General features: G+C 40.7%; 17 protein-coding genes and 2 tRNA genes. 9 read left to right on the top strand and 10 right to left on the bottom strand.

The window, feature by feature from the left end:
• Nucleotides 1-46: 46 nt before the first annotated feature.
• A complete protein-coding gene (locus B0185_RS03915; RefSeq protein ID WP_005706051.1) occupies nt 47-1,702 on the bottom strand; it encodes a putative transporter in 1,656 nt (551 codons plus the stop codon).
• A 201-nt stretch (nt 1,703-1,903) separates the two neighbouring features.
• On the opposite strand from B0185_RS03915, the gene deoC reads away from it, so the two are divergent.
• Both deoC and queF read left to right on the top strand, forming a co-directional pair.
• Nucleotides 1,904-2,575 (top strand): deoxyribose-phosphate aldolase, encoded by a 672-nt coding sequence (deoC, locus tag B0185_RS03910; RefSeq protein ID WP_005706050.1) that lies wholly within the window; start codon nt 1,904-1,906, stop codon nt 2,573-2,575.
• Between the two features lie 249 nt (nt 2,576-2,824).
• A complete protein-coding gene (gene queF, locus B0185_RS03905; protein ID WP_005706052.1) occupies nt 2,825-3,664 on the top strand; it encodes an NADPH-dependent 7-cyano-7-deazaguanine reductase QueF in 840 nt (279 codons plus the stop codon).
• A 95-nt stretch (nt 3,665-3,759) separates the two neighbouring features.
• Here the strand turns inward: queF and groL are convergent, their stop codons facing one another.
• From groL to B0185_RS03885, 4 genes are all read right to left on the bottom strand, one after another.
• Nucleotides 3,760-5,406: a chaperonin GroEL gene (gene groL / locus B0185_RS03900; RefSeq protein ID WP_005706043.1), complete on the bottom strand. Its 1,647-nt coding sequence runs from the start codon at nt 5,404-5,406 to the stop codon at nt 3,760-3,762.
• Nucleotides 5,407-5,427: 21 nt separating this feature from the next.
• Nucleotides 5,428-5,718, bottom strand: coding sequence for a co-chaperone GroES (locus tag B0185_RS03895; protein WP_005706053.1), 291 nt, complete (start codon nt 5,716-5,718; stop codon nt 5,428-5,430).
• 131 nt (nt 5,719-5,849) lie between these two features.
• A complete protein-coding gene (locus tag B0185_RS03890; RefSeq protein WP_005706054.1) occupies nt 5,850-6,656 on the bottom strand; it encodes a D-alanyl-D-alanine carboxypeptidase family protein in 807 nt (268 codons plus the stop codon).
• Nucleotides 6,657-6,732: 76 nt separating this feature from the next.
• Nucleotides 6,733-7,770, bottom strand: a complete 1,038-nt coding sequence (locus B0185_RS03885; RefSeq protein ID WP_005706042.1) for a glycosyltransferase family 9 protein — start codon at nt 7,768-7,770, stop codon at nt 6,733-6,735.
• Nucleotides 7,771-7,920: 150 nt separating this feature from the next.
• Here B0185_RS03885 and argG point away from each other — a divergent pair, with 150 nt between their 5' ends.
• Both argG and rnhA read left to right on the top strand, forming a co-directional pair.
• Nucleotides 7,921-9,252, top strand: a complete 1,332-nt coding sequence (gene argG / locus B0185_RS03880; RefSeq protein WP_005706059.1) for an argininosuccinate synthase — start codon at nt 7,921-7,923, stop codon at nt 9,250-9,252.
• Between the two features lie 75 nt (nt 9,253-9,327).
• Nucleotides 9,328-9,789 carry a ribonuclease HI gene (rnhA, locus tag B0185_RS03875; protein WP_039863108.1) on the top strand — a complete coding sequence of 154 codons (462 nt, stop codon included), beginning with the start codon at nt 9,328-9,330 and terminating at the stop codon, nt 9,787-9,789.
• Between the two features lie 102 nt (nt 9,790-9,891).
• Here the strand turns inward: rnhA and B0185_RS03870 are convergent, their stop codons facing one another.
• Nucleotides 9,892-10,479, bottom strand: a complete 588-nt coding sequence (locus B0185_RS03870; RefSeq protein WP_005706035.1) for a YajG family lipoprotein — start codon at nt 10,477-10,479, stop codon at nt 9,892-9,894.
• Between the two features lie 222 nt (nt 10,480-10,701).
• On the opposite strand from B0185_RS03870, the gene B0185_RS03865 reads away from it, so the two are divergent.
• The gene (locus B0185_RS03865) at nt 10,702-12,651 is read left to right on the top strand and encodes an ABC transporter ATP-binding protein (protein WP_005706039.1); all 1,950 of its coding nucleotides are present in this window, start codon (nt 10,702-10,704) and stop codon (nt 12,649-12,651) included.
• Nucleotides 12,652-12,821: 170 nt separating this feature from the next.
• On the opposite strand, the gene B0185_RS03860 is transcribed toward B0185_RS03865, so the two are convergent.
• The 4 genes from B0185_RS03860 to B0185_RS03845 all read right to left on the bottom strand — a co-directional run bounded on the left by B0185_RS03860 (nt 12,822) and on the right by B0185_RS03845 (nt 17,096).
• Nucleotides 12,822-12,897 (bottom strand) — tRNA-Gly (locus B0185_RS03860).
• A gap of 19 nt (nt 12,898-12,916) precedes the next feature.
• A tRNA-Leu gene (locus tag B0185_RS03855) sits at nt 12,917-13,003 on the bottom strand.
• A gap of 167 nt (nt 13,004-13,170) precedes the next feature.
• The gene (gene mfd, locus B0185_RS03850) at nt 13,171-16,629 is read right to left on the bottom strand and encodes a transcription-repair coupling factor (protein ID WP_005706695.1); all 3,459 of its coding nucleotides are present in this window, start codon (nt 16,627-16,629) and stop codon (nt 13,171-13,173) included.
• Between the two features lie 137 nt (nt 16,630-16,766).
• The gene (locus tag B0185_RS03845; RefSeq protein ID WP_005706744.1) at nt 16,767-17,096 is read right to left on the bottom strand and encodes a DUF496 family protein; all 330 of its coding nucleotides are present in this window, start codon (nt 17,094-17,096) and stop codon (nt 16,767-16,769) included.
• 224 nt (nt 17,097-17,320) lie between these two features.
• On the opposite strand from B0185_RS03845, the gene ppx reads away from it, so the two are divergent.
• From ppx to B0185_RS03825, 4 genes are all read left to right on the top strand, one after another.
• Entirely contained in the window at nt 17,321-18,838 is a 1,518-nt protein-coding gene (gene ppx, locus B0185_RS03840; RefSeq protein WP_005706716.1) for an exopolyphosphatase, read from the top strand.
• 104 nt (nt 18,839-18,942) lie between these two features.
• On the top strand, nt 18,943-20,031 hold the full coding sequence (gene serC / locus B0185_RS03835) for a 3-phosphoserine/phosphohydroxythreonine transaminase (RefSeq protein WP_005706652.1): 1,089 nt from the start codon (nt 18,943-18,945) through the stop codon (nt 20,029-20,031).
• 151 nt (nt 20,032-20,182) lie between these two features.
• Complete coding sequence (locus B0185_RS03830; protein WP_039863260.1) at nt 20,183-21,868, top strand: class I SAM-dependent DNA methyltransferase; 1,686 nt, start codon at nt 20,183-20,185, stop codon at nt 21,866-21,868.
• Entirely contained in the window at nt 21,861-23,234 is a 1,374-nt protein-coding gene (locus B0185_RS03825; RefSeq protein ID WP_005706675.1) for a restriction endonuclease subunit S, read from the top strand. Before B0185_RS03830 ends, B0185_RS03825 begins: the two co-directional genes overlap by 8 nt.

The following is a 23,234-nucleotide window of genomic DNA, read 5'->3' as shown; positions in this document are numbered from 1 at the left end:
CGATTTGCAAAATAGTTTTACAAATCGACCGCTTTCATTTAATAAATCACGCTACAAACAACAATATTGCTATCAATTGTGGGGAGATGATCCGTAAGAACATCACAAGCGGATAAACGGTGGCATAAGAAAGGGATTGAGCCCCGCTTTCTTCTTTCATTTCATTGGCGAAGGCAAGTGCTGGCGGGTCGGTCATTGAACCTGCAAGCAAACCGCAAAGGCTGAGATAGTTCATTTTTGCATACCAACGGGCAATCACACCGACAATCAATAATGGGATAAGGGTAATGAAAATGCCGTAACCCATCCACTCTAAACCTGAACCGTTGGTGAGTGTATCAACAAAGCTTCCGCCTGATTTTAAGCCAACAACAGAGAGAAAAAGTACAATGCCGATTTCTCGCAAAGCAAGGTTAGCACTTGGCGGCATAAACCAGTAGAGTTTGCCGATGCTGCCAATACGGGCTAGTATGAGAGCAACCACAAGCGGGCCACCTGCAAGCCCTAATTTCAACGCAACAGGGAAACCAGGAATGCTTAACGGCAATGAGCCGAGCAACACGCCTAAACCAATCCCGATAAATACAGGCAACATTTGTACTTGCTGCAATTTTTGTTGTGCATTACCGATCACTGAAATGGCGTTGTTTAACACATCGGCACACCCCACCATATGTAATACATCCCCAAATTGAAGTGTTGTATTTCCAGTTGGTACGAGCTCAACTCCCGCACGATTTAAGCGAGAAATTACCACGCCATATTTTTGGTTAATGCCAAGGCTGCGGATTTTTTTTCCGAGCACTTTTTCGTTGGTTACTACCACGCGTTCAGCACGAATTTCTCCGCTTGAGGTCGTGACAGGCACATCCACTTCATCGCCAATAATTAGTCGCATTTTTTTTAGCGAGCCAGTTTCCCCGACTAAATGCAACACATCGCCTAAACGCACTTCGCTATCTGCTTTCGGCACAAAGGTTTCTTCGCCCCGTTTAAGGTGTGAACAAACGACATCTTCTTCATTAAACCCAGGGATTTCGGTTAAATTAATGCCGTCTAAATTGCGGTTGGAGACTTGCACCACAAGGGTGTCGAGTGTCTCTTTATCTTGCCCCCTCTCTTTGACGAAATTGTGTGCTTCTTCATCAATTTTTACGCGAAAGAAGAGACGAAGTAGCCACATACAGAGTAAAATACCGCAGATCCCGAAAGGATACGCCATTGCATAGGAGATCCCCATTGTGCTGGTTACGCCTGTCATTCCAAGCTCGGTTAAAACCTGTTGCCCTGCACCTAGTGCTGGTGTGTTGGTTACCGCACCTGAGTAAATTCCAATAGCTACATCAAGCGGAATACCAGTGAGTTTGTAGATGATAATGGTCGCAAGCGAGCCAAGCACAACAATTAAAATCGCAAAGCCGTTTAGTTTCAGCCCCGATTTACGCAAAGAGGAGAAAAAACCTGGGCCGACTTGGATGCCGATGGTATAAACAAACAAAATTAAGCCAAACTCTTGTACAAAATGTAGCGTGTGACTGTCAAGCTGAATACCGTATTGCGTGGTGAAGTGGGCGACAATAATCCCGCCAAATAATACGCCACCGATACCAAGCCCTACACCTTTGATCTTCCAATGACCTACCCAAAGTCCAATTACAGCAACAAGGGCAAGCAGACCGATGGTTATCGCTGTTTCACTCATATAAACCTCGAAATCAATTAACCCTTTCGGATTATAGCAAGATGATATTTTGAAAACAGAGTGAAACTTCAAAAATGATAACTGCGTCACATTTTTTCTTCATCAAGAAAAAGTAAGCGGCTAAGATTGTAAAATCTTTTGCAAATTTAACCGCTTGGCGTATATTGTGGGGCAATGTTGTTTTCATTCAAAGGAGATTTTATGAACGCCTCTCAACTTGCTAAATATATCGACCATACAGCACTCACAGCTGAAAAAACAGAACAAGATATTTTAAAACTCTGTGAAGAAGCCCTTGAATATGGCTTCTATTCTGTCTGCATCAATCCTTGTCATATTCCACTTGCCAAGCAAAAACTGGCGGGTTCATCGGTGAAAATCTGCACCGTTATTGGCTTCCCACTCGGGGCAAATGCAACCTCTGTCAAAGCCTTTGAAACCGAGCAAGCGATTCAAGCGGGTGCGGGTGAAATTGATATGGTGATTAACGTCGGTTGGATCAAATCGAATCAGTGGGAGAAAGTGCAAGCTGATATTCAAGCCGTGTTTAATGCCTGCCAAGGTACACCGCTTAAAGTAATTTTGGAAACTTGCTTACTCACCAAAGAAGAAATCGTCAAAGCGTGCGAAATCTGCAAAGCAATTGGTGTTGCTTTCGTGAAAACCTCAACAGGCTTTAACAAAGGTGGTGCAACCGTGGAAGATGTGTCGTTAATGAAACAGACGGTTGGTGAAATCGGTGTAAAAGCTTCAGGTGGCATTCGTGATACACAAACTGCATTAGCCATGATAAAAGCAGGTGCAACGAGAATTGGTGCAAGTGCAGGGATTGCGATTGTCAGTGATATTTTGGCTGAAGGTGAAGGGTATTAGCGAACGATTACAAAAATAAAAGCGGTAATATTTGCAAAACAATTTGCAGATCTTACCGCTTATGTTTTTTTGAGTTATTTCTGCTGATTACCTACTTTACCATTGCTCACAATGTCTGGTTGATAAAATAGAAAGACCGTTTCCATAATAAAATGTGATGGCTAAAAATTGCCTTTATTATAAGTTTTCTCATTTCTCGTTTAAATCAGAAATATGCTACACTTCCTGCCTATTTTGTGAGGAAATGTTATGAACTATCAAGATAAATCTCTTTCTGCCCTTAAACTTGGGCAAAATACTGAATACAAAAGTCAATATGATGCTTCGCTTTTGCAACCCGTACCACGCCGATTAAATCGTGAAGGTTTGGGGATTGTAGAGCAACAACCGTTCAATCAAGGTGCGGATGTATGGACTTGCTACGAACTCTCATGGTTAAACTCAAATGGCTTACCACAAGTCGCAATTGCTGATGTAGAAATTGATTTTAAAAGCGAAAATTTAATCGAATCAAAGAGCTTTAAACTCTATTTAAACAGCTTTAATCAGACCAAATTTGCTTCAATCGAAGAGGTTGAACAAACACTTACGAGAGATTTAAGCCAATGTGCAAGCGGTCAAGTTTCGGTGAGAACTCACAAATTAGCCGATTACACTAACCAACCGATAGTGAATTTCTCAGGTGAGTGTATTGATGAGCAAGAGATTCAAATTGAGAGCTACACATTTTCAAATCAGTATTTAGAAAATGTTGCAGAAGATGAAATAGTAGAAGAAACGCTAGTTAGTCACCTGTTGAAATCTAATTGCTTGATTACCTCACAGCCAGACTGGGGGAGCGTGCAAATTCACTATGTTGGCAAGCGGTTAAATCGTGAAAAACTTTTGCGATATTTGGTTTCTTTCCGTGAGCATAATGAATTCCACGAACAATGCGTAGAACGCATTTTTACCGATTTAATGCAATTCGCTAAACCTGAAAAACTCACCGTTTATGCTCGTTATACTCGCCGTGGTGGGTTAGACATTAATCCATTCCGTTCTAATTTTGAGAGTATTCCAGTGAATTTGAGAATGGCGAGACAGTAACTGATATTATTAGTAGAAAAAAGTTGATATCTACTATATCCCTATAAAAAACACCCGAGTTTTCACTCGGGTGTTATTGTTAAAAATAGGGGAAATTACATCATTCCGCCCATACCACCCATACCGCCCATACCTGCTGCGGCTAGGTCTGCTTTGTCATCTTTTGGAAGGTCTGTAATCATACATTCTGTCGTGATCATTAAACCTGCAATAGAAGCTGCGAATTGTAATGCTGAACGAGTTACTTTCGTTGGGTCCAAGATACCCATTTCTAACATATCGCCGTATTGTTCTGTACCAGCATTGTAACCGTAGTTGCCTTTACCATCTTTTACATTACGAGCAACAACAGAAGCTTCTTCACCTGCGTTAGTCACGATTTGACGAAGTGGTGCTTCCATCGCACGTAATGCTAAACGAATACCAACGTTTTGTTCTTCGTTATCGCCTTTTAATTCTTCAGCCACTTTGCTTGCTGCTCGAACTAATGCGACACCGCCCCCTGGTACGATACCTTCTTCCACTGCAGCACGAGTCGCGTGAAGTGCGTCATCCACACGGTCTTTTTTCTCTTTCATTTCAACTTCGGTTGCAGCACCGACTTTAATGACAGCAACGCCACCTGCTAATTTTGCTACGCGTTCTTGTAATTTTTCTTTATCGTAATCTGAAGTTGAATCTTCGATTTGCTGACGAATTTGTGCAACACGTGCTTTGATTTGTGTTTCATCGCCCACGCCATCAATGATGGTTGTATTGTCTTTGGTGATTACTACACGTTTTGCTTGACCAAGTTCTTCTAATGTCGCTTTTTCAAGCTCCATACCGATTTCTTCCGAAATCACAGTACCTGCAGTTAAAATTGCAATATCTTGTAACATTGCTTTACGACGATCACCGAAACCAGGGGCTTTAACGGCAGCTACTTTCACGATACCACGCATTGTGTTTACAACTAAAGTCGCTAACGCTTCGCCTTCGATATCTTCAGCAATGATTAACAATGGTTTGCCTGCTTTCGCAACCGCTTCTAACACAGGTAAAATTTCGCGGATGTTCGTAATTTTTTTATCTACTAATAAAATGTATGGACTATCTAATTCAACGGTACCTGCTTCAGGCTTGTTGATGAAGTATGGCGATAAGTAACCACGGTCAAATTGCATACCTTCCACTACATCTAATGCATCATCTAAACCTGTGCCATCTTCAACGGTAATTACGCCTTCTTTGCCCACTTTTTCCATTGCTTGAGCAATTAATTGACCTACTGTTGCATCAGAGTTTGCAGAAATTGTACCCACTTGCTCGATCTCTTTTGCGGTTTCGCAAGGTTTTGAAATCGCTTTTAATTCGCTTACCACTGCTGCAACTGCTTTATCAATACCGCGTTTTAAATCCATTGGGTTCATCCCCGCTGCAACTGCTTTTAAGCCTTCGTTTACGATAGCTTGAGCAAGCACTGTTGCGGTTGTTGTACCGTCACCCGCTGCATCGTTTGCTTTAGAGGCAACTTCTTTTACCATTTGAGCACCCATGTTCTCGAATTTATCTTCTAATTCGATTTCACGTGCTACTGAAACACCATCTTTAGTGATGGTTGGTGCTCCATAGGCTTTATCTAAAACAACGTTACGACCTTTAGGACCTAAAGTTACTTTTACTGCGTCGGCTAATACATTCACGCCTTTTAACATTTTTACACGAGCATCGTTACCAAATTTAACGTCTTTTGCTGCCATTTTTATATTCCTTTTTTTTAATTATTCTACAATCGCTAAAATATCGTTTTCAGAAAGAATTAACACTTCTTCACCGTCAATTTTTTCTGATTTCACGCCATAACCTTCGTTGAAGATCACTACATCGCCAACTTTTACTGCTAATGGTTGTACATTGCCGTTTTCTAATAAACGACCTGTACCCACTGCAATCACTTTACCACGGGTAGATTTGGTTGCGGCAGAACCAGTTAAAACGATACCGCCTGCTGATTTTGTTTCTACTTCTTCACGTTTTAAAATTACTTTATCGTGTAATGGACGAAGAGCCATAGTTTCAATTCCTCTGTTTTAATGAAATAATTTTTATGCCGTTGTTGAGGCAACGTTTCCATAAATAAGGGTAGGTATTTGCTTTTCAAGGGCAGGCATAAAAAAATCATTTAATTGGTTAATTATCGTCATCATTTAAAATGATGGTTTAGCACCAAACTTGTACAACCATATTGCTCTAGTTTGGTTTTGGTAAAATATGATCTCTTAGCAGAGCTTCGGTTATTCAAACTAATCACACCAATGGTCGCATTATTATTGCAACGGTGTTTATTTACGAAAACTAAATTATAGCCAGATTCACGGAGATAACCCGTTTTATTCAACGCAGCATCAAAAAGTTCTTCTCGTACTAATGCACTGGTATTCTGCATAAAAATTTGACGATTTCCGACTGTAATCAGGGTGGCTCGTTCATTTGATAAAGTTTGTAATAGGGGCTTTTTCATCGAATATTTAGCTAACTTTACTAAATCCATCGCACTTGACACATTGCCACTTGATAAACCAGAACTATCTTTAAAATGGGTCGTCGCCATACCTAATTGGCGTGCTTTGTCATTCATTTTTTGGATAAATTGAGCACGGCTCATTCCTGCAGCACGTGAAAGTGCGTGAGCGGCATAATTATCAGAATGAACGATCATCGCTTTTAATAATTCATCACACGAAATCGGCGTGTTTCTTGGCAGTTTGGTGCCGGTGCCTTTAATGGTATCCACATCGTCACGTGTAATTGATGCCATACAGTTTTTCTGTTTATTATTTTCTAAAAAGATATTTGCTGTCATCAATTTAGTGACAGATGCTATGGGCTGAGTAGAATACGGATTGTGACTTTCAAGCACACGATCGTGAGTAAAATCATAAACAACGTAAGATTGTGCTAATGCAAAGCTGGGCAAGGCTAAATAAGAAAGTAGAGTTCTTTTTAACATAATTTGAATGGATATATTGCAGGCTAATAAAGAGGTCTAGTCTAACAAATTTCTCTTGACTAGACCATTGAAAGAACTAGGCTTTTTGCCAATTTCTTGCCATAAAAGGGATAATCTCTTTGAGTGCTTTCTCAATAGAAATTAGGCTCAAATTCATCTGCGAAGCACGATCTTTTGCCAACGGTGGCATAAAGGCAAGATGTTTTCCCTCCGCGTTAATTGGTCGCCAACGTTGTGGTTGGGCAGAAAGTCGGCTTGGGTAGAAACCGATAGTTGGCACATTTAACGCCCCTGCAATATGTAACGGGCCTGTTGAGCCTGCAATAAAAAGATCGGCACAGGCAATCGAACGACTAAAGTCTTGTAAGCCGTCATTTTGGGCATAAACTGCGGCATTTTGAGTGAGTAGAGATGCCAATGCGTTTGCTCGTTCTTCCTCGCCTTTGCCCGCGGTTAAAATTACTTGGCAATCAAAGTGTTCGGTTAAGTTATTGAGTAATGTCGAATATTGTTCAAGCGAAAGACTGGTTGCTGAACCACCAGTAGAGCTATGCACAAAGACCCATTTGCAAGCGGTTGAAATGCCCAAAAGTTTTGCTAATTTGGTTTTTTGTGTGGCAATCTCTTGTTCACTAAATTGCAAATAAGGCACAGAAGGTTCAACAACAGGAATACCTTGTTTTTCTAAAAATGCACGAGCTAAGTCTAAATTATATGCTGACTCCGCTTTTGCCGATTGTGATCGGCGTTGTGTTAAGCGATGGTTATATAAAAATTGAAATAGCTTTGTTGCAGGTGCAAGGCGATAATGAATTCCACTTTTCCATGTGAGTTTAGCATTGTACCAATCGGAGACAAACGAAATTACGGCATCAAATTGCTCTTTTTTGACCGCTTGTAATACGCTTTGAAATGCCACAGGATCTTTTTTATTTGGGGCATCAATGATGACCTTATCAATAGAAGGGCAAAGTTCCGCAAGTGGAGCAGTGTAGCTTGGCACAAGGGCAGTAATTTCTACATTTGATAAAGATTGTTTGAGCATTGCAAAAGCAGGAAAGCAAACCATAAAATCGCCAATTTTATCGTTTCGGATAACAAGGATTTTTTTCATTTGAGACTCTTTCTATTCATTTTATGTGGTCGATTTTCGCTAAATTTTAGATGAAATTTGTTTTTTTTTCTAATAGAATATGTCAGTTTTACTTACTCGCAACCGTTTGCGATTGGTAATTTTCCATTCATTTCAAATATAGGAATTTGTATGTCAGCAACAATTTTAGAATCTCTCCCATTAGGTCAAAAAGTGGGGATCGCGTTCTCAGGCGGTTTAGATACATCAGCAGCATTACTTTGGATGCGTAAAAAAGGTGCAGTGCCTTATGCTTACACGGCAAATTTAGGTCAGCCAGACGAAGATGATTACAATGCAATTCCGAAAAAAGCGATGGAATATGGTGCAGAAAATGCACGTTTAATTGACTGCCGCCAACAATTAGCTCACGAGGGGATTGCGGCAATTCAATGTGGTGCATTCCACATTTCAACAGGCGGTATTCCTTACTTCAACACCACGCCACTTGGTCGTGCGGTGACTGGTACGATGCTTGTAGCAGCAATGAAAGAAGATGATGTAAACATCTGGGGTGATGGTTCAACGTTCAAAGGTAACGACATTGAGCGTTTCTACCGCTACGGCTTATTAACTAACCCGAAATTAAAAATCTACAAACCATGGTTAGATAACCAATTCATCGACGAGCTTGGCGGCCGTTTTGAAATGTCTCAATTCTTAATCGCAAATGGCTTCGACTACAAAATGTCAGTAGAAAAAGCTTATTCGACCGACTCAAATATGCTTGGTGCAACGCACGAAGCGAAAGACTTAGAAGAATTAAGCACTGGAATGAAAATCGTCAAACCAATTATGGGCGTGGCATTCTGGAATGAGTCTGTTGAAATCAAACCTGAAACTGTAACCGTTACTTTCGAAGAAGGTGCGCCAGTTGCCTTAAACGGCAAACATTTTGATGATGCTGTAGAGTTAATTCTTGAAGCAAACCGTATTGGTGGTCGCCACGGTTTAGGTATGTCAGACCAAATCGAAAACCGTATTATTGAAGCGAAATCTCGTGGTATCTACGAAGCCCCAGGAATGGCATTATTACACATCGCTTACGAGCGTTTAGTGACTGGTATTCATAATGAAGATACTATCGAACAATACCGCATTAACGGTTTACGTTTAGGTCGCTTGCTTTACCAAGGTCGCTGGTTCGATCCGCAAGCATTAATGTTGCGTGAAACTGCACAACGTTGGGTAGCGAAAGCAATTACTGGTACGGTGACACTTGAATTACGTCGTGGTAACGACTTCACAATTCTTAACACAGAATCACCAAACTTAACTTACGAAGCAGAACGCTTAAGTATGGAAAAAGTAGAAGATGCACCGTTTACCCCAAGCGATCGTATTGGTCAATTAACGATGCGTAACCTAGACATCGTGGACACTCGCGGTAAATTAGCAATTTACACCGATACAGGTTTAATCTCTGCGAATAACCAAGTAGTACCGCAATTAGGTAGTAAATAATTAAAAGAGGGTATTTATTATAAAAATCAATAATATAGGGGCGTGTTAAACACGCCCTTTGTATTTAAAACTAAAATGAAAAAAGTCGAAATTTTTACTGATGGCTCTTGCTTAGGCAACCCAGGAAAAGGCGGTATCGGGATTTTATTACGCTACCAACTACACGAAAAAACAGTGAGCAAGGGATATTTTCAAACCACAAATAATCGAATGGAATTGCGTGCAGTGATTGAAGCTTTATCAATGCTTAAAGAACCTTGTATGGTCATACTAAATTCTGATAGCCAATATATGAAGAACGGTATTCAAAAATGGATTTTTAACTGGAAGAAAAATGACTGGAAAACTAGCGATAAAAAACCAGTTAAAAATAAAGATTTATGGATGGCTTTAGATCAAGAAATTCAACGCCATCAGATAGAGTGGGCTTGGGTAAAAGGACATTCAGGGCATCGTGAAAATGAAATTTGTGATGAACTTGCCAAACAAGGGGCGAATAATCCTAGTTTGGAAGATATTGGGTATGAATCAGTATAATAAAAAATTGTCGCTAAAAGTGATTTCAAATTATCAGATATTATTTAAAGACCATATGAGTAGATATGGTCTTTAAGTGATGAGTAGCTGAATACTAATTTCTTATTTATATTGATGAATCGCATTTGCCACTTCATTGTCGTTATAAATGGCGTTGATCACATCTTGATAGGCTTGGTTTAAGATTTTTTGAATGTCTTTATTGTCTGCCCCCAACGCACCTTCATAACCACGGGTAGCATTAAAGGATTTATTGAAGTTACCTTTCGCACCTTGCACGGTAATATCAACATTTACTTCCGCATTAGTTTTATGGCGAAGATTGCCTTGTTCGACCGTTGCGAAGAAACGTTTTACATTCACAGTTACGTTCGCATTAGCAGCACCTTGCACTAATTGGAAACCTTTTGCATTTAAATCTTGTTGTACCGCTTGTTGTAAAAGTTGCACTACTTCAGGACTTGAAGTTAAACGGATCACTTCGCCATTTTTGGTGTAAGAAGAAACTTCGCGTGAAGTACGTAAATCGCGCGTATTTACGCTCACTGCAGCGGTTTGGTTATTGGTATTAAACGTTGCCGTTGGAGATGGCGTATTAAATACCAAGACATTAGATTGTGCTTGGCAGCCTACAAGCACAGCAGAGGTTAATGCTGTTGCTAAAAAGAGTGCTTTTTTAGAGAATTTCATAGTGTTTCCTTAAAAGTAAATTAACTAAGAGGTGTTGTTTGTTGTATAAAAATCTCAATTTGAGATATAGATTATTAATTGCAACGAAGGCTGAAGTCAAGTCTATTACACAACCATATGACTGCTCAATATAGAACAAATTGTAAAACGAATGAATCAAACATCTCTTCTTTGATTATGCTAAAATATGCTAATAATTTTAGCATATTTAGATAATTTATTATGATTTTTTTTACAGATTTAATTTTAAAACGCGGTTTAAATACACTTTTAGAAAATACTTCCGCTACCATTCACACAGGTCAAAAAGTCGGGCTTGTGGGAAAAAATGGTTGCGGTAAATCTTCGCTTTTTGCCCTTTTAAAAAATGAATTACAACCAGAAGGTGGCGAAGTAAGCCTGCCTAAAAACTGGGTAATTTCATGGGTAAACCAAGAAACGCCTGCGTTAGATATTTCCGCAATCGATTATGTCATTCAAGGCGACCGTGAATACACACAACTCATGGCACAACTTGAACAAGCCAACCACGATAACGATGGTCATTTAATCGCCACCACACATGCCCAATTAGACACCATTGATGCGTGGACAATTCAATCTCGTGCAGCAACATTATTAAATGGCCTAGGTTTTAGCACCGAACAACTCAATTTTCCTGTGAAATCTTTTTCGGGCGGTTGGCGTATGCGTCTAAACTTAGCACAAGCACTAATTTGTCGTTCCGATTTATTGCTTCTTGATGAACCAACCAATCACTTGGATTTGGATGCCGTCATTTGGCTAGAACGCTGGCTCGCCAATTATCATGGCACGCTCATACTCATTTCCCACGACCGAGATTTTCTTGATCCAATCATAGACCACGTTATTCATATTGAGCACCAAAAATTGAATGAATACACAGGTAATTACACCTCGTTTGAAATTCAGCGTGCGACTAAAATCAGTCAACAAAATGCGGCTTATCAGCAACAGCAACGCAAGGTGGCTCATTTACAAAGTTTTATCGACCGCTTCAAAGCTAAAGCCACTAAAGCCAAGCAGGCTCAAAGCCGTATTAAAGCCTTGGAAAAAATGGAACTGATTGCTCCAGCCTATGCGGATTCCCCGTTTGAATTTGAGTTCCGTCCACCATTGAGCTTACCAAGCCCGCTATTGATGATGGAAAATGTTGAGGCGGGTTATGGCGATAAAACAGTGCTGAAATCAGTTAAACTTAACCTTGTACCAGGTTCTCGCATCGGGCTTTTAGGGCGAAACGGTGCGGGTAAATCCACATTGATTAAACTACTGGCGGAGGAAATCGTAGCTCAGTCAGGGCAAGTGCAACTCGCAAAAGGCGTACAGTTAGGCTACTTCGCACAGCACCAAGTTGATACGCTACGTTTTGATGAAAGCCCTCTCTGGCATCTGGAAAAGCTAGCTCCTGAAAAAACGGAACAGGAGTTACGCAATTATTTGGGAGGATTTGATTTCAAAGGTGATAAAGTGAAACAAGCGATCGGATCTTTCTCAGGCGGTGAAAAAGCCCGTCTGGTACTTGCCTTAATTGTATGGCAACGCCCGAATTTACTCTTATTGGATGAGCCGACCAACCATCTTGATTTAGAAATGCGACAAGCCCTCACTGATGCATTAACCTATTATGAAGGCTCGCTCGTAGTAGTTTCGCACGATCGCCACTTATTACGTAGCACCGTGAACGAATTTTATTTAGTGCACGACCATAAAGTGGAGGAGTTTAAAGGCGATTTAGAAGATTATCAAAAATGGCTAAACGAACAAAATGCTCTTGCGTTAGCTTCTGCAAAAAAAACAGAAAATTTGACCGCTAACAGTGAAGAAACGTCAAATGAAACTGTGAATGCAAGCGGTAATCTTTCAGCACAAGATCGCAAAGAGCAAAAACGTTTAGAGGCAGAACTTCGCCAACAAACCGCTCCACTTCGTAAAAAAATTACTCAGCTTGAGAAAGAGCTAGAAAAGGCAACAGTAATGTTAAATGAGCTCGAAGAGCTACTCGCAACCAGTGAAATTTACGAAGCGGAAAATAAAGCACAACTGACAGAAACGCTTGCCAAACAGATCTCTGCAAAACAGAAAGTAGAAGAGATTGAGCTAGAATGGCTAGAGGTGCAGGAAGCATTGGAAGGAATGTTGAATAGCTAGACATAAAGTTATTGCACAAAACGAATACTTGAGCAACTCTTAAATAAGCACAGGTATAACTTTAAAACGTTTTGTGCATTTGCTAAATAACGTAAAATCTATTAAATCATTAAAAAATGATATAAAAAAAGCACCTTGAGGTGCTATCATTTATTTTCTATTGTAAGAAATGGAGCGGGAAACGAGGCTCGAACTCGCGACCCCGACCTTGGCAAGGTCGTGCTCTACCAACTGAGCTATTCCCGCATATTTGGGTAATTTTAAATGGTGCCCGAGGCCAGACTTGAACTGGCACGCCCCGAAAGGCGAGGGATTTTAAATCCCTTGCGTCTACCGATTCCGCCACTCGGGCAACGTTTAAATTATCAGCGTTGCGAACTGATGGGGCGTATTATAGAGATTTCCGTTTTGCTGTCAAATAGATTTCTGTTAATTTTTTTAGAAAATGCTTCAAGCGGTTCGTTTTTAGTCATATCTTGCGAATTTTCGCCAAAAATCAACCGCTTGAAGCGTACTTTCTTATTTCTCCAATGTGTCCATAAGCTCAGAAACAAACTGCAAGCGTGCTTCATTGTTTTCTAATGGCTTGGTGAATTTAAATTTTAACGGCCCATCAAATTTATAAGCCGTTTTATCTTGCTGAATCAATTGCAAGAATTTCATCGGGTCAGGCGTGGCGGTTGCTTTAAATTCTAAGAAACCACCGTTGATGCCTGCTTCGATTTTCTTCAAGCCTAATGTTTTCGCTAAATGGCGAATTTGGGTGATCTGGAATAGATTTTTTGTCGCTTCTGGTAATAACCCGAAACGGTCGATAAGTTCGACTTTTAACTCTTTCAATGCCTCCTCATTTTCTGTACTTGCAATGCGTTTATAGAACGATAATCGCATATTCACATCTGGCACGTAATCCTCTGGTAAGAGTGCAGGAATACGTAACTCAATTTCTGTTTGGTTTTGCGTAATCTCATCCAAACTTGGCTCACGTCCTTCTTGCAAGGCTTTTACTGCATTTTCGAGCAAGTCCATATAAAGCGAGAAACCGATAGATTCGATCTGCCCACTCTGTTCGCTCCCTAGTAATTCGCCCGCACCTCGGATTTCCAAATCGTGCGTTGCTAATACAAAGCCAGCACCTAAATTATCAATGGAACTTAAGGCTTCTAAACGTTGCTGTGCATCTTTGGTCATCATTTTCGGATGCGGCGTGAGCAAATAAGCATAAGCCTGTTGATGCGAACGTCCTACTCGTCCACGTAGTTGATGCAATTGTGCTAAGCCAAATTTATCTGCTCGTTCAATAATAATGGTATTTGCAGTGGGTACATCGATCCCTGTTTCAATAATGGTCGAGCAGACCAAAATATTAAAACGCTGATGATAAAAATCACTCATCACCCGTTCGAGTTCACGTTCACGCATCTGTCCGTGCCCGATGATAATACGTGCTTCAGGTACAAGTTCCATCAATTTTGAGGCACAATTTTCAATCGTTGCTACATCATTATGCAGATAATAAACTTGTCCACCACGTAGAATTTCACGTAGAATTGCCTCGCGAATAATCAAATCATCGCTTTGTCGTACAAAGGTTTTAATCGTTAAGCGACGTGCTGGTGGGCTGGCGATAATTGATAAATCTCGCATACCATTTAATGCCATATTGAGCGTACGCGGAATCGGCGTTGCGGTGAGCGTAAGAATGTCAATATTCGCACGCAATTGCTTGATTTTCTCTTTCTGACGCACACCAAAACGGTGTTCTTCATCAATCACCAGCAAGCCTAAATCGTGGAATTGGACGTCTTCTTGCAATAACTTATGCGTACCGACCAAAATATCAATTTTCCCCTCTGCCACTTTCTGCAAAATCTCTTTTTGCTCTTTTGCGGTTTTAAAACGTGAGAGTACTTCGATATTGATTGGATAATTCGCAAAACGATCTTTAAAATTATCAAAATGTTGCTGAGCGAGCAGTGTGGTCGGCACTAAAATCGCCACTTGTTTATGGTTCATCACCGCAAGGAAAGCAGCACGAATGGCGACTTCCGTTTTTCCAAAGCCAACATCACCACACACAAGACGATCCATCGCTTTCGGCTGGCACATATCGCTGACCACAGCGTTGATTGCCAACTTCTGATCTTCGGTTTCCTCAAACGGGAAAGTTTGGCTAAATCGCACATATTCTTCTCGGTTATATTCAAAGGCAAAGCCTTTTTGCGATTCACGTTTGGCGTAAACATCGAGTAATTCTGCTGCTACATCACGGATTTTCTCTGCTGCTTTTTGGCGAGATTTCGCCCACGCTTCTGAGCCTAATTTATGCAATGGTGCAGTTTCATCCGCCCCACCAATGTAGCGAGAAATCAGATGCAATGAGGCAACAGGCACATAAAGTTTTGCTTCGTTGGCATATTCCAGCACCACATATTCCGCTTTCACTCCGCCCGCATCAAGCACAGTTAAGCCTGCATAACGCCCCACACCATTTTCTAAATGCACCACTGCTTGCCCGATTTTAAGCTCGGCAAGATTACGAATCAGCGTATCAGGGTTTACTGTTTTGCGTTTATCGGCTGATTTTGGTTGATGCACACGTTCGCCCAATAAATCCGTTTCGCAAATGATTGCCAGATTTTCACCGCTTGTTTCTTCTGCATTTTCAATCACAAAACCTTGATCAAGTGCTGAAATCAGCAATGAAATCGGCTCTTTGATCTCATTAAGCGTTTTAATTTGTTTGGGTTTGAGCTTAAGCGGTGCGAGCAAATCAAGCAAGGTTTCGCGTCTGCCTTCGGTTTCCACTGAAAAAACGATATTGCCGTTAAATTTTTCTCGGAATGCCTCAAAGTTTGCAAATGGATTTTTCAAATGCGGATTAATTGCAAGATCGGGTAATTTCGCTACATTTAAATTGCTTTTCGCTGCACTTTTTCGTACTTTTTCTGAAGTAAGCGTTAAGCGTGGATAGCCCTTCAACAAGCGGTTGATTTCTTCCAATGAAAACCAAAGTTTGCTTGGTTCAAGTAACGGACGCATCGGGTCGATACGATTTTCAAAGCGTTTTTGTGCATCTTGGCGGAATTGTTCCGCTTTCTCTTGCAAGCCATCGAAGGTTATAAAGAGCGAATGATTCGGCAGATAATCAAACAGGCTTGCCATCTCCTCAAAAAAGAGCGGCTGCCAATACTCAATGCCTGCATTCAAAATGCCTTTGCTCACTTGATGATAAATGTGTTCAGGCTCGTGGCGAATATTAGCGAAAGTTTCGCGAAATTTGCCACGGAAAAACTCGATACCTTTGCTGTCGGTCGGAAATTCGTGTGCAGGCAGCAGGTTGATTTCGGGAATTTCACTCATTGTACGTTGCGTGTCCACATCAAAGGTGCGAATGGAGTCAATCTCATCACCAAAAAAATCTAAACGAAACGGTTGACTTGCCCCCATCGGGTAAAGATCAAGCAACGAACCACGCACTGCATATTCGCCGTGTTCCAAGACCTGTTCTACCGAGCGGTAACCTGCATTTTCAAGCTGCAAACGTAATTGTTGAATGCTAGTTTGGTCGCCTTTTTTAATCAATAAAACGTGATTAGCCAAATAACTTGGCGGGCAAACTTTCTGTAAAAGCGTGCTAATCGGTAGCAAAAAAATATGTTTTTTGCCTTGTTGCAATTGATAAAGAGCTGAAAGACGAGCGGAAATAATCTCTTGATGAGGAGAAAAATTATCGTAAGGCAGAGTTTCCCAATCGGGGAACATTGCTACAGGTAGCTTGGTAAAGGCTGTCAATGCTTTTTCAAGGCGGAGTGCTGTGCGAGTATCAGGCGTTACCACCACGGTAACACCTTGAAATTGCTCAGAAGATTGAGCGATAACGAGCGTGTCAGAATGCCCGATAATATTGCCAAGCGTTTGATGATCTTGATATGTTGTGTCGGTTTTAGGTAATGAGAATTGGAGGTTTGTGTACATAAGCGGTTACATTTTTAAAAAATTGTCCGATTTTCGATGGATTTAACGATATCGTCAAGCTTAGAGATTATTTTTATAAAATATCGTAAAAGAAAAGCATATGGGATTACCATATGCTTATTAGGAAGAAAAAAGAATTATACTTTTTCTTTAGGTGCTTGTTTATGTAATGCCATTTTCTGACGAATTTCACGGCGTTGTTTTGAAAGCTCGGCATTGCGGATCATATAGTCGTCCACACGGTTTTCGTAGTCATCACGCATATTCGCAATAATCGCACGAATTTCTGTTACGCTCATTTCATCAGTGATATATTGCGATAAGTTATCAAGCAATAACACACGTTTTTGGTTATCGCGGATTTTGCGATCATTATCCGCGGTTTCTCGGTGTAATTTGTTTTTTAGGCGATATAGGTGAACGTAGTCCAACATATCTTGGAAAGATCGTTTTTGTGCGTCTGACATAAAAATATCCTCTAACTTAATGGAAAGAACGATGATAAAACTGCCTAAATCCTAGTCCTTTTAGGCTCTTTCGTCAAAAATTTTTCTAAACCTTTCTGCGTTTGAATAAATAATCAGCAAAATTTTTATACTATAAGGGAGAACTTTCGCCCGTTTTGAGCAAAAAGTGATACAATCCAACCATTTTCTATATTTTTTGTATTTTACCTTTTAAGGAAAGTTTAATGCCTGTGGAAACCCGAACGCCTGCCGAACAGCCTCGCGAATTTGCTGCTATCGATCTTGGTTCGAATAGCTTTCATATGATTGTCGCTCGAATTGTAAACGGTTCAATCCAAGTACTTTCTCGCCTAAAACGCCGCGTTCGTTTGGCGGATGGCTTAGATGAAAATCGTATTTTAAATCAAGAAGCAATGGATCGTGGATTGGCTTGCTTATCGCTTTTTGCTGATCGTTTGCAAGGTTTTTCTGCTGAAAATGTGAAGGTTGTCGGCACCTACACCCTGCGCCGTGCATTAAATAATGATGAATTTCTGAAACAGGCTCAAGCTATTTTCCCCTTCCCTATTCAAATCATTTCTGGACAAGATGAAGCTCGTCTTATCTATTCAGGCGTCAGCCATACCCAGCCAGAAAAAGGCAGAAAATTAGTGGTGGATATTGGTGGTGGTTCAACTGAAATGACCATTGGTGATGATTTCACGCCAATTCGTGCTGAAAGCCGACATATGGGCTGTGTGAGTTTTGCTAAGCGTTTTTTCCCCCAAGGAAAGCTAAGTGAAGCACGCTTTCAATCAGCGTATCAGCTGGCGATGGAAAAATTAGAAGATTTAGAAACCGAATATTGTTCACTTGGCTGGCAACACGTGTTGGGATCATCTGGCACAATCAAAACCGTTTCTAAAGTGTTAATTTCAAACGGTTTTCGTGATGGTTTGATTACCGAAAAACGCTTAAAAAACATTATTCAAGCCTGCTTAAAATTTGATTCACTAAAAGAAATTCAGCTTAAAGGTTTGATTGAAGAACGAGCGGATGTGCTTGTGCCAGGTTTGGCGATTTTATTGGCATTATTCCACACGTTCAAAATTGAAAGTATGCGTTATTCTGATGGAGCATTACGTGAAGGGTTGATGTACGGCTTGGAAAAATATTTCCAAGTGGACGACATTCGCCAACGTACTGCACAGGCGTTAGCTATTCAATTCAATATTGATAAAGCGCAAGCTCACCGCGTTGAACATACCGCACTTTCGCTTTTTGACCAAGTAAAAATGTGGAAAAACCGTCATCAAGTGGCGGAGCTACGCGAGCTGGTTAAATGGGCAAGTTTATTACACGAAATCGGGATCGTCATTAACCACAATAATGTAAACAAACATTCGGCATATATTATTTCGAATGCAACGTTAGCGGGCTTTGATGATGAACAACAAGCCTTGTTGGCAATCTTGATACGTTTCCATTTGAAAGGCTTTAAGAAGAGTGATTTACGCAGTACTAGCCGCTATCAATATCGTGATATTTTAACACTGTTGCGTTTGTTCCGTTTGGCCGTGTTATTTAACCGCTCACGTCAAGCCAGCGTAATGCCAAAGACATTGAAATTACACATTGACCAAAACGATTGGGCGTTGCAATTTGAAGCAGATTATTTAGTGCAAAATCCATTAGTGCAAGCAGATTTATTGGATGAGCAAAAACAGGTAGCGATGATAGATCTTCAATTGAGTATGGCATAGCGGTCTGATTTGCAAAAAATTTTGCAAATTTCACCGCTTGAAGGTTGAAAGCACTCCGCTTTTCGCTAGAATGAAACGACTTTTAATTAAAAAGAGGCAAACACATGACACAAGTTTACAATTTTAGTGCAGGCCCTGCGATGATGCCGAAAGCGGTGTTAGAACAGGCTCAAAAAGAACTTTTAAACTGGCAAGAGCAAGGCACTTCGGTAATGGAAGTCAGCCACCGCGGTAAGCTCTTTATGGAGCTGATTACTCAAGCAGATAAAGATTTCCGTGAGCTTTTCCACATCCCTGATAATTATAAAATCCTCTTTTTACAAGGCGGTGCGAGAGGACAATTTGCCGCTATTCCGATGAATTTAATCGGTGAAAAAGGCAAAGCACTTTATTTAAATAGTGGTCACTGGTCGAGCACAGCGGCGAAAGAAGCCCGTAATTTCTGCGAAGTAGATGAAGTTTCTATCATTGAAACGGATGAAAATGGTGTGATTTCAGTCAATCGTACCGATTTCAGCGACATCGCAGAACAATATGATTATGTGCATTATTGCACCAACGAAACCATTTCAGGTGTGGAAATTAAAGACATTCCAAACGTAGGTAATGCGGTGTTAGTGGCAGATATGTCATCTAACATTCTTTCAAGCAAAATTGACATCAGCAAATTCGGTGTGATTTACGCAGGTGCTCAGAAAAACTTAGGGCCAGCGGGGATTACCATTATCATCGTGCGTGAAGATTTGATCGGTAGAGCACGCAAAGATACCCCCTCTATCTGGAACTATGAAATTCAAGCAAACTCAGATTCAATGATCAACACACCACCTACTTTTGCGTGGTATTTATGTTCACTGGTATTCCAACACTTGTTAGCCACAGGCGGATTGGAAGCCGTTGAACAACGCAACTTAGCGAAAGCAAAACGCCTATATGATTACCTCAATCAAAGCACGTTCTATCGTAACTACATTGCAGAACAAAACCGTTCGGTAATGAACGTAACTTTCACTACTGACAATGATGAGCTTAATGCAAAATTTGTGGCTGAAGCGACCGCTTGTGGTTTACAAGCATTAAAAGGACATAAAGTATTAGGCGGTATGCGTGCTTCTATTTACAACGCAATGCCAATTGAAGGTGTAGATGCCTTAATTGCATTTATGGATAAATTTGCAAAAGAGAACGCATAATAAAATCATCACTTTCGTTATGGCGTGTTGTTGAATAAGTAACACGCCATTTTAATAAGATGAACAAAACTTCATCATTTAAACTATAACTCATTGTTTTTCTTTACTTTTTTATTCAAAGGTTTAGTATAATGTCAATCGTCAATCGTCAATCGTCAATCGTCAATCGTCAATCGTCAATCTTGCTGAAAATTTAACCGTTCAGGCTTTTCTCAATGAATTAGACGAAAAACTCTGGTCATCTGCTGATAAACTCCGTCAACAACTTGATGCCGCTAACTATAAACATATCGTTCTTGGTCTTATCTTTTTAAAATACATTTCTGATAATTTCACCCATCAACAGGAAAAAATTCAGGCAGAACTCTCCGATGCGGAAAACCCCCTCTATCTTGACCGCACTTTTTTTGATACTGAAGAAGAGTATCAAGAAGCCTTAACTGCAGAACTAGAAAACCGTGATTATTACACCGCGGATAACGTATTTTGGGTGCCAGCTTCAGCCCGTTGGCAAGCCTTACAAGAAGTCTCTATTCTCAACACTGGGGCAGAATTGCCTTGGAATATAGGAAAGGAGCGTGGGAAATTTTCTGGCGTCGCCAAACTGATTGACGATGCCTTTGATGCTATTGAAAAAGACAACGAAAAACTCAAAGGCGTCCTCCAACGCATCAGCGGCTATGCGGTAAACGAAGACACCCTGCGTGGGCTGATTATCCTCTTCTCCGATACCAACTTTACCCGCCCGACTTACAACGGCGAGCCCGTGCATTTAGGTGCAAAAGACATTCTCGGCCACGTTTACGAATACTTCCTCGGTCGCTTTGCCCAAGCAGAAGGCAAACGAGGTGGGCAATATTTCACGCCGAAATCCATTGTTTCCCTGATTGTCGAAATGCTCGAACCTTATTCAGGACGAGTATATGACCCAGCCATGGGCAGCGGCGGATTTTTCGTGCAAACCGAACGCTTTATCGCCGCCCATCAAGGCAACATCAACAACGTTTCCATCTACGGGCAAGAATTCAACCCCACCACATGGAAACTCGCCGCCATGAACATGGCGATTCGCGGCATTGATTACGACTTCGGCAAACACAACGCCGACAGCTTCACGCAGCCGCAACACATCGACAAAAAGATGGATTTCATCATGGCAAACCCACCCTTCAACATCAGCGATTGGTGGAGCGAATCCCTTGCCGATGATCCACGTTGGACATACGGCACGCCGCCTAAAGGCAATGCCAACTTCGCTTGGCTGCAACACATGATTTACCACCTCTCGCCCAACGGCAAAATGGCATTGTTGCTTGCCAACGGCTCCATGAGCAGCCAAACCAATAACGAAGGCGAAATCCGCAAAGCCATCATCAATGCCGACTTGGTCGAATGTATGGTTGCACTACCCGGCCAGCTCTTTACCAACACCCAAATCCCCGCCTGTATTTGGTTTTTAAACCGCAACAAAAAACGCAAAGGCGAAGTGTTATTTATCGACGCCCGCCAAATCGGCTATATGAAAGACCGTGTATTGCGTGATTTCACCGCTGACGATATCGCCAAAATTGCCGACACCCTCCACGCTTGGCAAAAATCAGACAGCTATGAAGACCAAGCCGCTTTCTGCAAATCTGTTACTTTAGAAGAAATTAAAGATAACGACTTCGTCCTCACACCGGGGCGCTACGTTGGCACCGCAGAACAAGAAGACGACGGCGTACCATTTGCAGAAAAAATGCAAAATCTGACCGCTCTTTTGAAGGAGCAGTTTGCGAAAAGTGCAGAGTTGGAAGCGGAGATTAAAAAGAATTTAGGGGGATTGGGGTATGAATAATTTATACACATTGGATCAAATATGCAAAAAAATTACCGATGGGTCTCATCAATCACCTAAAGAAGACCCAACTGGTTATCCGATGGTTTCAGTTAAAGATATGACTGAATTTGGATTTGATTTATCAAAAGCAAAACATATTTCTAAAAATGATTTTGAAAAACTTGTAAAACAAGGCTGTAAACCAGAAGTTGATGACATACTTATAGCTAAAGATGGTTCTGTTATGAAGCATATCTTTAGAGTAAGAAATGCAGATAATATCGTTTTACTATCTTCAATTGCAATTCTGAGACCTAATAAAGAAATAGTTTATCCTGATTTTTTAGTTTACTCTTTGAAAAATAATAGAGTAAAAGAAGACATATTAAATAACTATGTATCAGGCTCTGGAGTTCCGAGAATTGTTCTAAAAGATTTTAAGAAAGTAGAATTAGATATTCCAAATTTGGACTTACAAATAAATATATCTAAAAAATTAAGATCATTAGATGACAAAATCGAACTTAATACCCAAATCAACCAAACCTTGGAACAAATCGCCCAAGCCCTGTTTAAAAGCTGGTTTGTCGATTTTGATCCTGTACGTGCCAAAGTCCAAGCCCTTTCAGACGGTCTTAGCCTTGAACAAGCAGAACTTGCCGCTATGCAGGCAATCAGCGGAAAAACACCTGAAGAATTGACCGCACTTTCACAAACACAGCCTGACCGCTACGCCGAACTATCCAAAACCGCCAAAGCGTTTCCGTGTGAGATGGTGGAGATTGATGGGGTTGAGGTGCCGAAGGGGTGGCTGGTAAGTACTATCTCTGAATGCAGTTTGAAAATTCAAAACGGGGGAACGCCTAAAAGATCAAATTTAGAGTATTGGGAAAATGGAGATATATCTTGGCTTTCGTCAGGCGAAGTATGCAATAACAAAGTATTAGTTCAATCTAAAGAATATATTACAGATTTAGGTTTAAAAGGTTCTGCAGCAAAACTTATTCCTCCATATTCAACATTAGTCGCTATTTATGCCTCTCCTACAGCTGGGAAGTGTGCATTTTCAGGATTTGAAACATCTACAAACCAAGCTGTATGCGCAATAATACCTAAAGAAGAATATACTTTTTTTAATTACTATCACTTACAGCTGCAAGAAAAATACTTCGCAAATCAAGCTAGTGGCTCCGCCCAGCAAAACATTAGTAAGAAAATAATTGAAGAAACACCCGTTCTAATACCTAATAAAGTAATTTTGAAAAAATTTAATTTATTAGCTAAACCAATTATGAACAAAACAATAGAAAACCTAAAAGAAAACAATAATCTAGAGAGGAAAAGAGATTTATTACTACCTAAGTTATTAAACGGAGAAGTTTAA

This window comes from Haemophilus parahaemolyticus (assembly GCF_002015035.1).
In the GTDB taxonomy this organism is placed as follows: Bacteria; Pseudomonadota; Gammaproteobacteria; order Enterobacterales; family Pasteurellaceae; genus Haemophilus_A; species Haemophilus_A parahaemolyticus.
Note: the sequence above shows the minus strand (reverse complement) of the source record. Positions and strands in the feature narration are given on the sequence as shown.

What these genes read in the sequence shown, in the direction of transcription:
- groL (WP_005706043.1), bottom strand. Translation starts at nt 5,406, where the DNA reads ATGGCAGCAAAAGACGTTAAATTTGGTAACGATGCTCGTGTAAAAATG.
- B0185_RS03885 (WP_005706042.1), bottom strand. Translation starts at nt 7,770, where the DNA reads ATGAAAAAAATCCTTGTTATCCGAAACGATAAAATTGGCGATTTTATG.
- argG (WP_005706059.1), top strand. Translation starts at nt 7,921, where the DNA reads ATGTCAGCAACAATTTTAGAATCTCTCCCATTAGGTCAAAAAGTGGGG.
- ppx (WP_005706716.1), top strand. Translation starts at nt 17,321, where the DNA reads ATGCCTGTGGAAACCCGAACGCCTGCCGAACAGCCTCGCGAATTTGCT.
- B0185_RS03895 (WP_005706053.1), bottom strand. Translation starts at nt 5,718, where the DNA reads ATGGCTCTTCGTCCATTACACGATAAAGTAATTTTAAAACGTGAAGAA.
- B0185_RS03865 (WP_005706039.1), top strand. Translation starts at nt 10,702, where the DNA reads ATGATTTTTTTTACAGATTTAATTTTAAAACGCGGTTTAAATACACTT.
- B0185_RS03870 (WP_005706035.1), bottom strand. Translation starts at nt 10,479, where the DNA reads ATGAAATTCTCTAAAAAAGCACTCTTTTTAGCAACAGCATTAACCTCT.
- serC (WP_005706652.1), top strand. Translation starts at nt 18,943, where the DNA reads ATGACACAAGTTTACAATTTTAGTGCAGGCCCTGCGATGATGCCGAAA.
- rnhA (WP_039863108.1), top strand. Translation starts at nt 9,328, where the DNA reads ATGAAAAAAGTCGAAATTTTTACTGATGGCTCTTGCTTAGGCAACCCA.
- queF (WP_005706052.1), top strand. Translation starts at nt 2,825, where the DNA reads ATGAACTATCAAGATAAATCTCTTTCTGCCCTTAAACTTGGGCAAAAT.
- deoC (WP_005706050.1), top strand. Translation starts at nt 1,904, where the DNA reads ATGAACGCCTCTCAACTTGCTAAATATATCGACCATACAGCACTCACA.
- B0185_RS03915 (WP_005706051.1), bottom strand. Translation starts at nt 1,702, where the DNA reads ATGAGTGAAACAGCGATAACCATCGGTCTGCTTGCCCTTGTTGCTGTA.
- B0185_RS03845 (WP_005706744.1), bottom strand. Translation starts at nt 17,096, where the DNA reads ATGTCAGACGCACAAAAACGATCTTTCCAAGATATGTTGGACTACGTT.
- B0185_RS03825 (WP_005706675.1), top strand. Translation starts at nt 21,861, where the DNA reads ATGAATAATTTATACACATTGGATCAAATATGCAAAAAAATTACCGAT.
- B0185_RS03890 (WP_005706054.1), bottom strand. Translation starts at nt 6,656, where the DNA reads ATGTTAAAAAGAACTCTACTTTCTTATTTAGCCTTGCCCAGCTTTGCA.
- mfd (WP_005706695.1), bottom strand. Translation starts at nt 16,629, where the DNA reads ATGTACACAAACCTCCAATTCTCATTACCTAAAACCGACACAACATAT.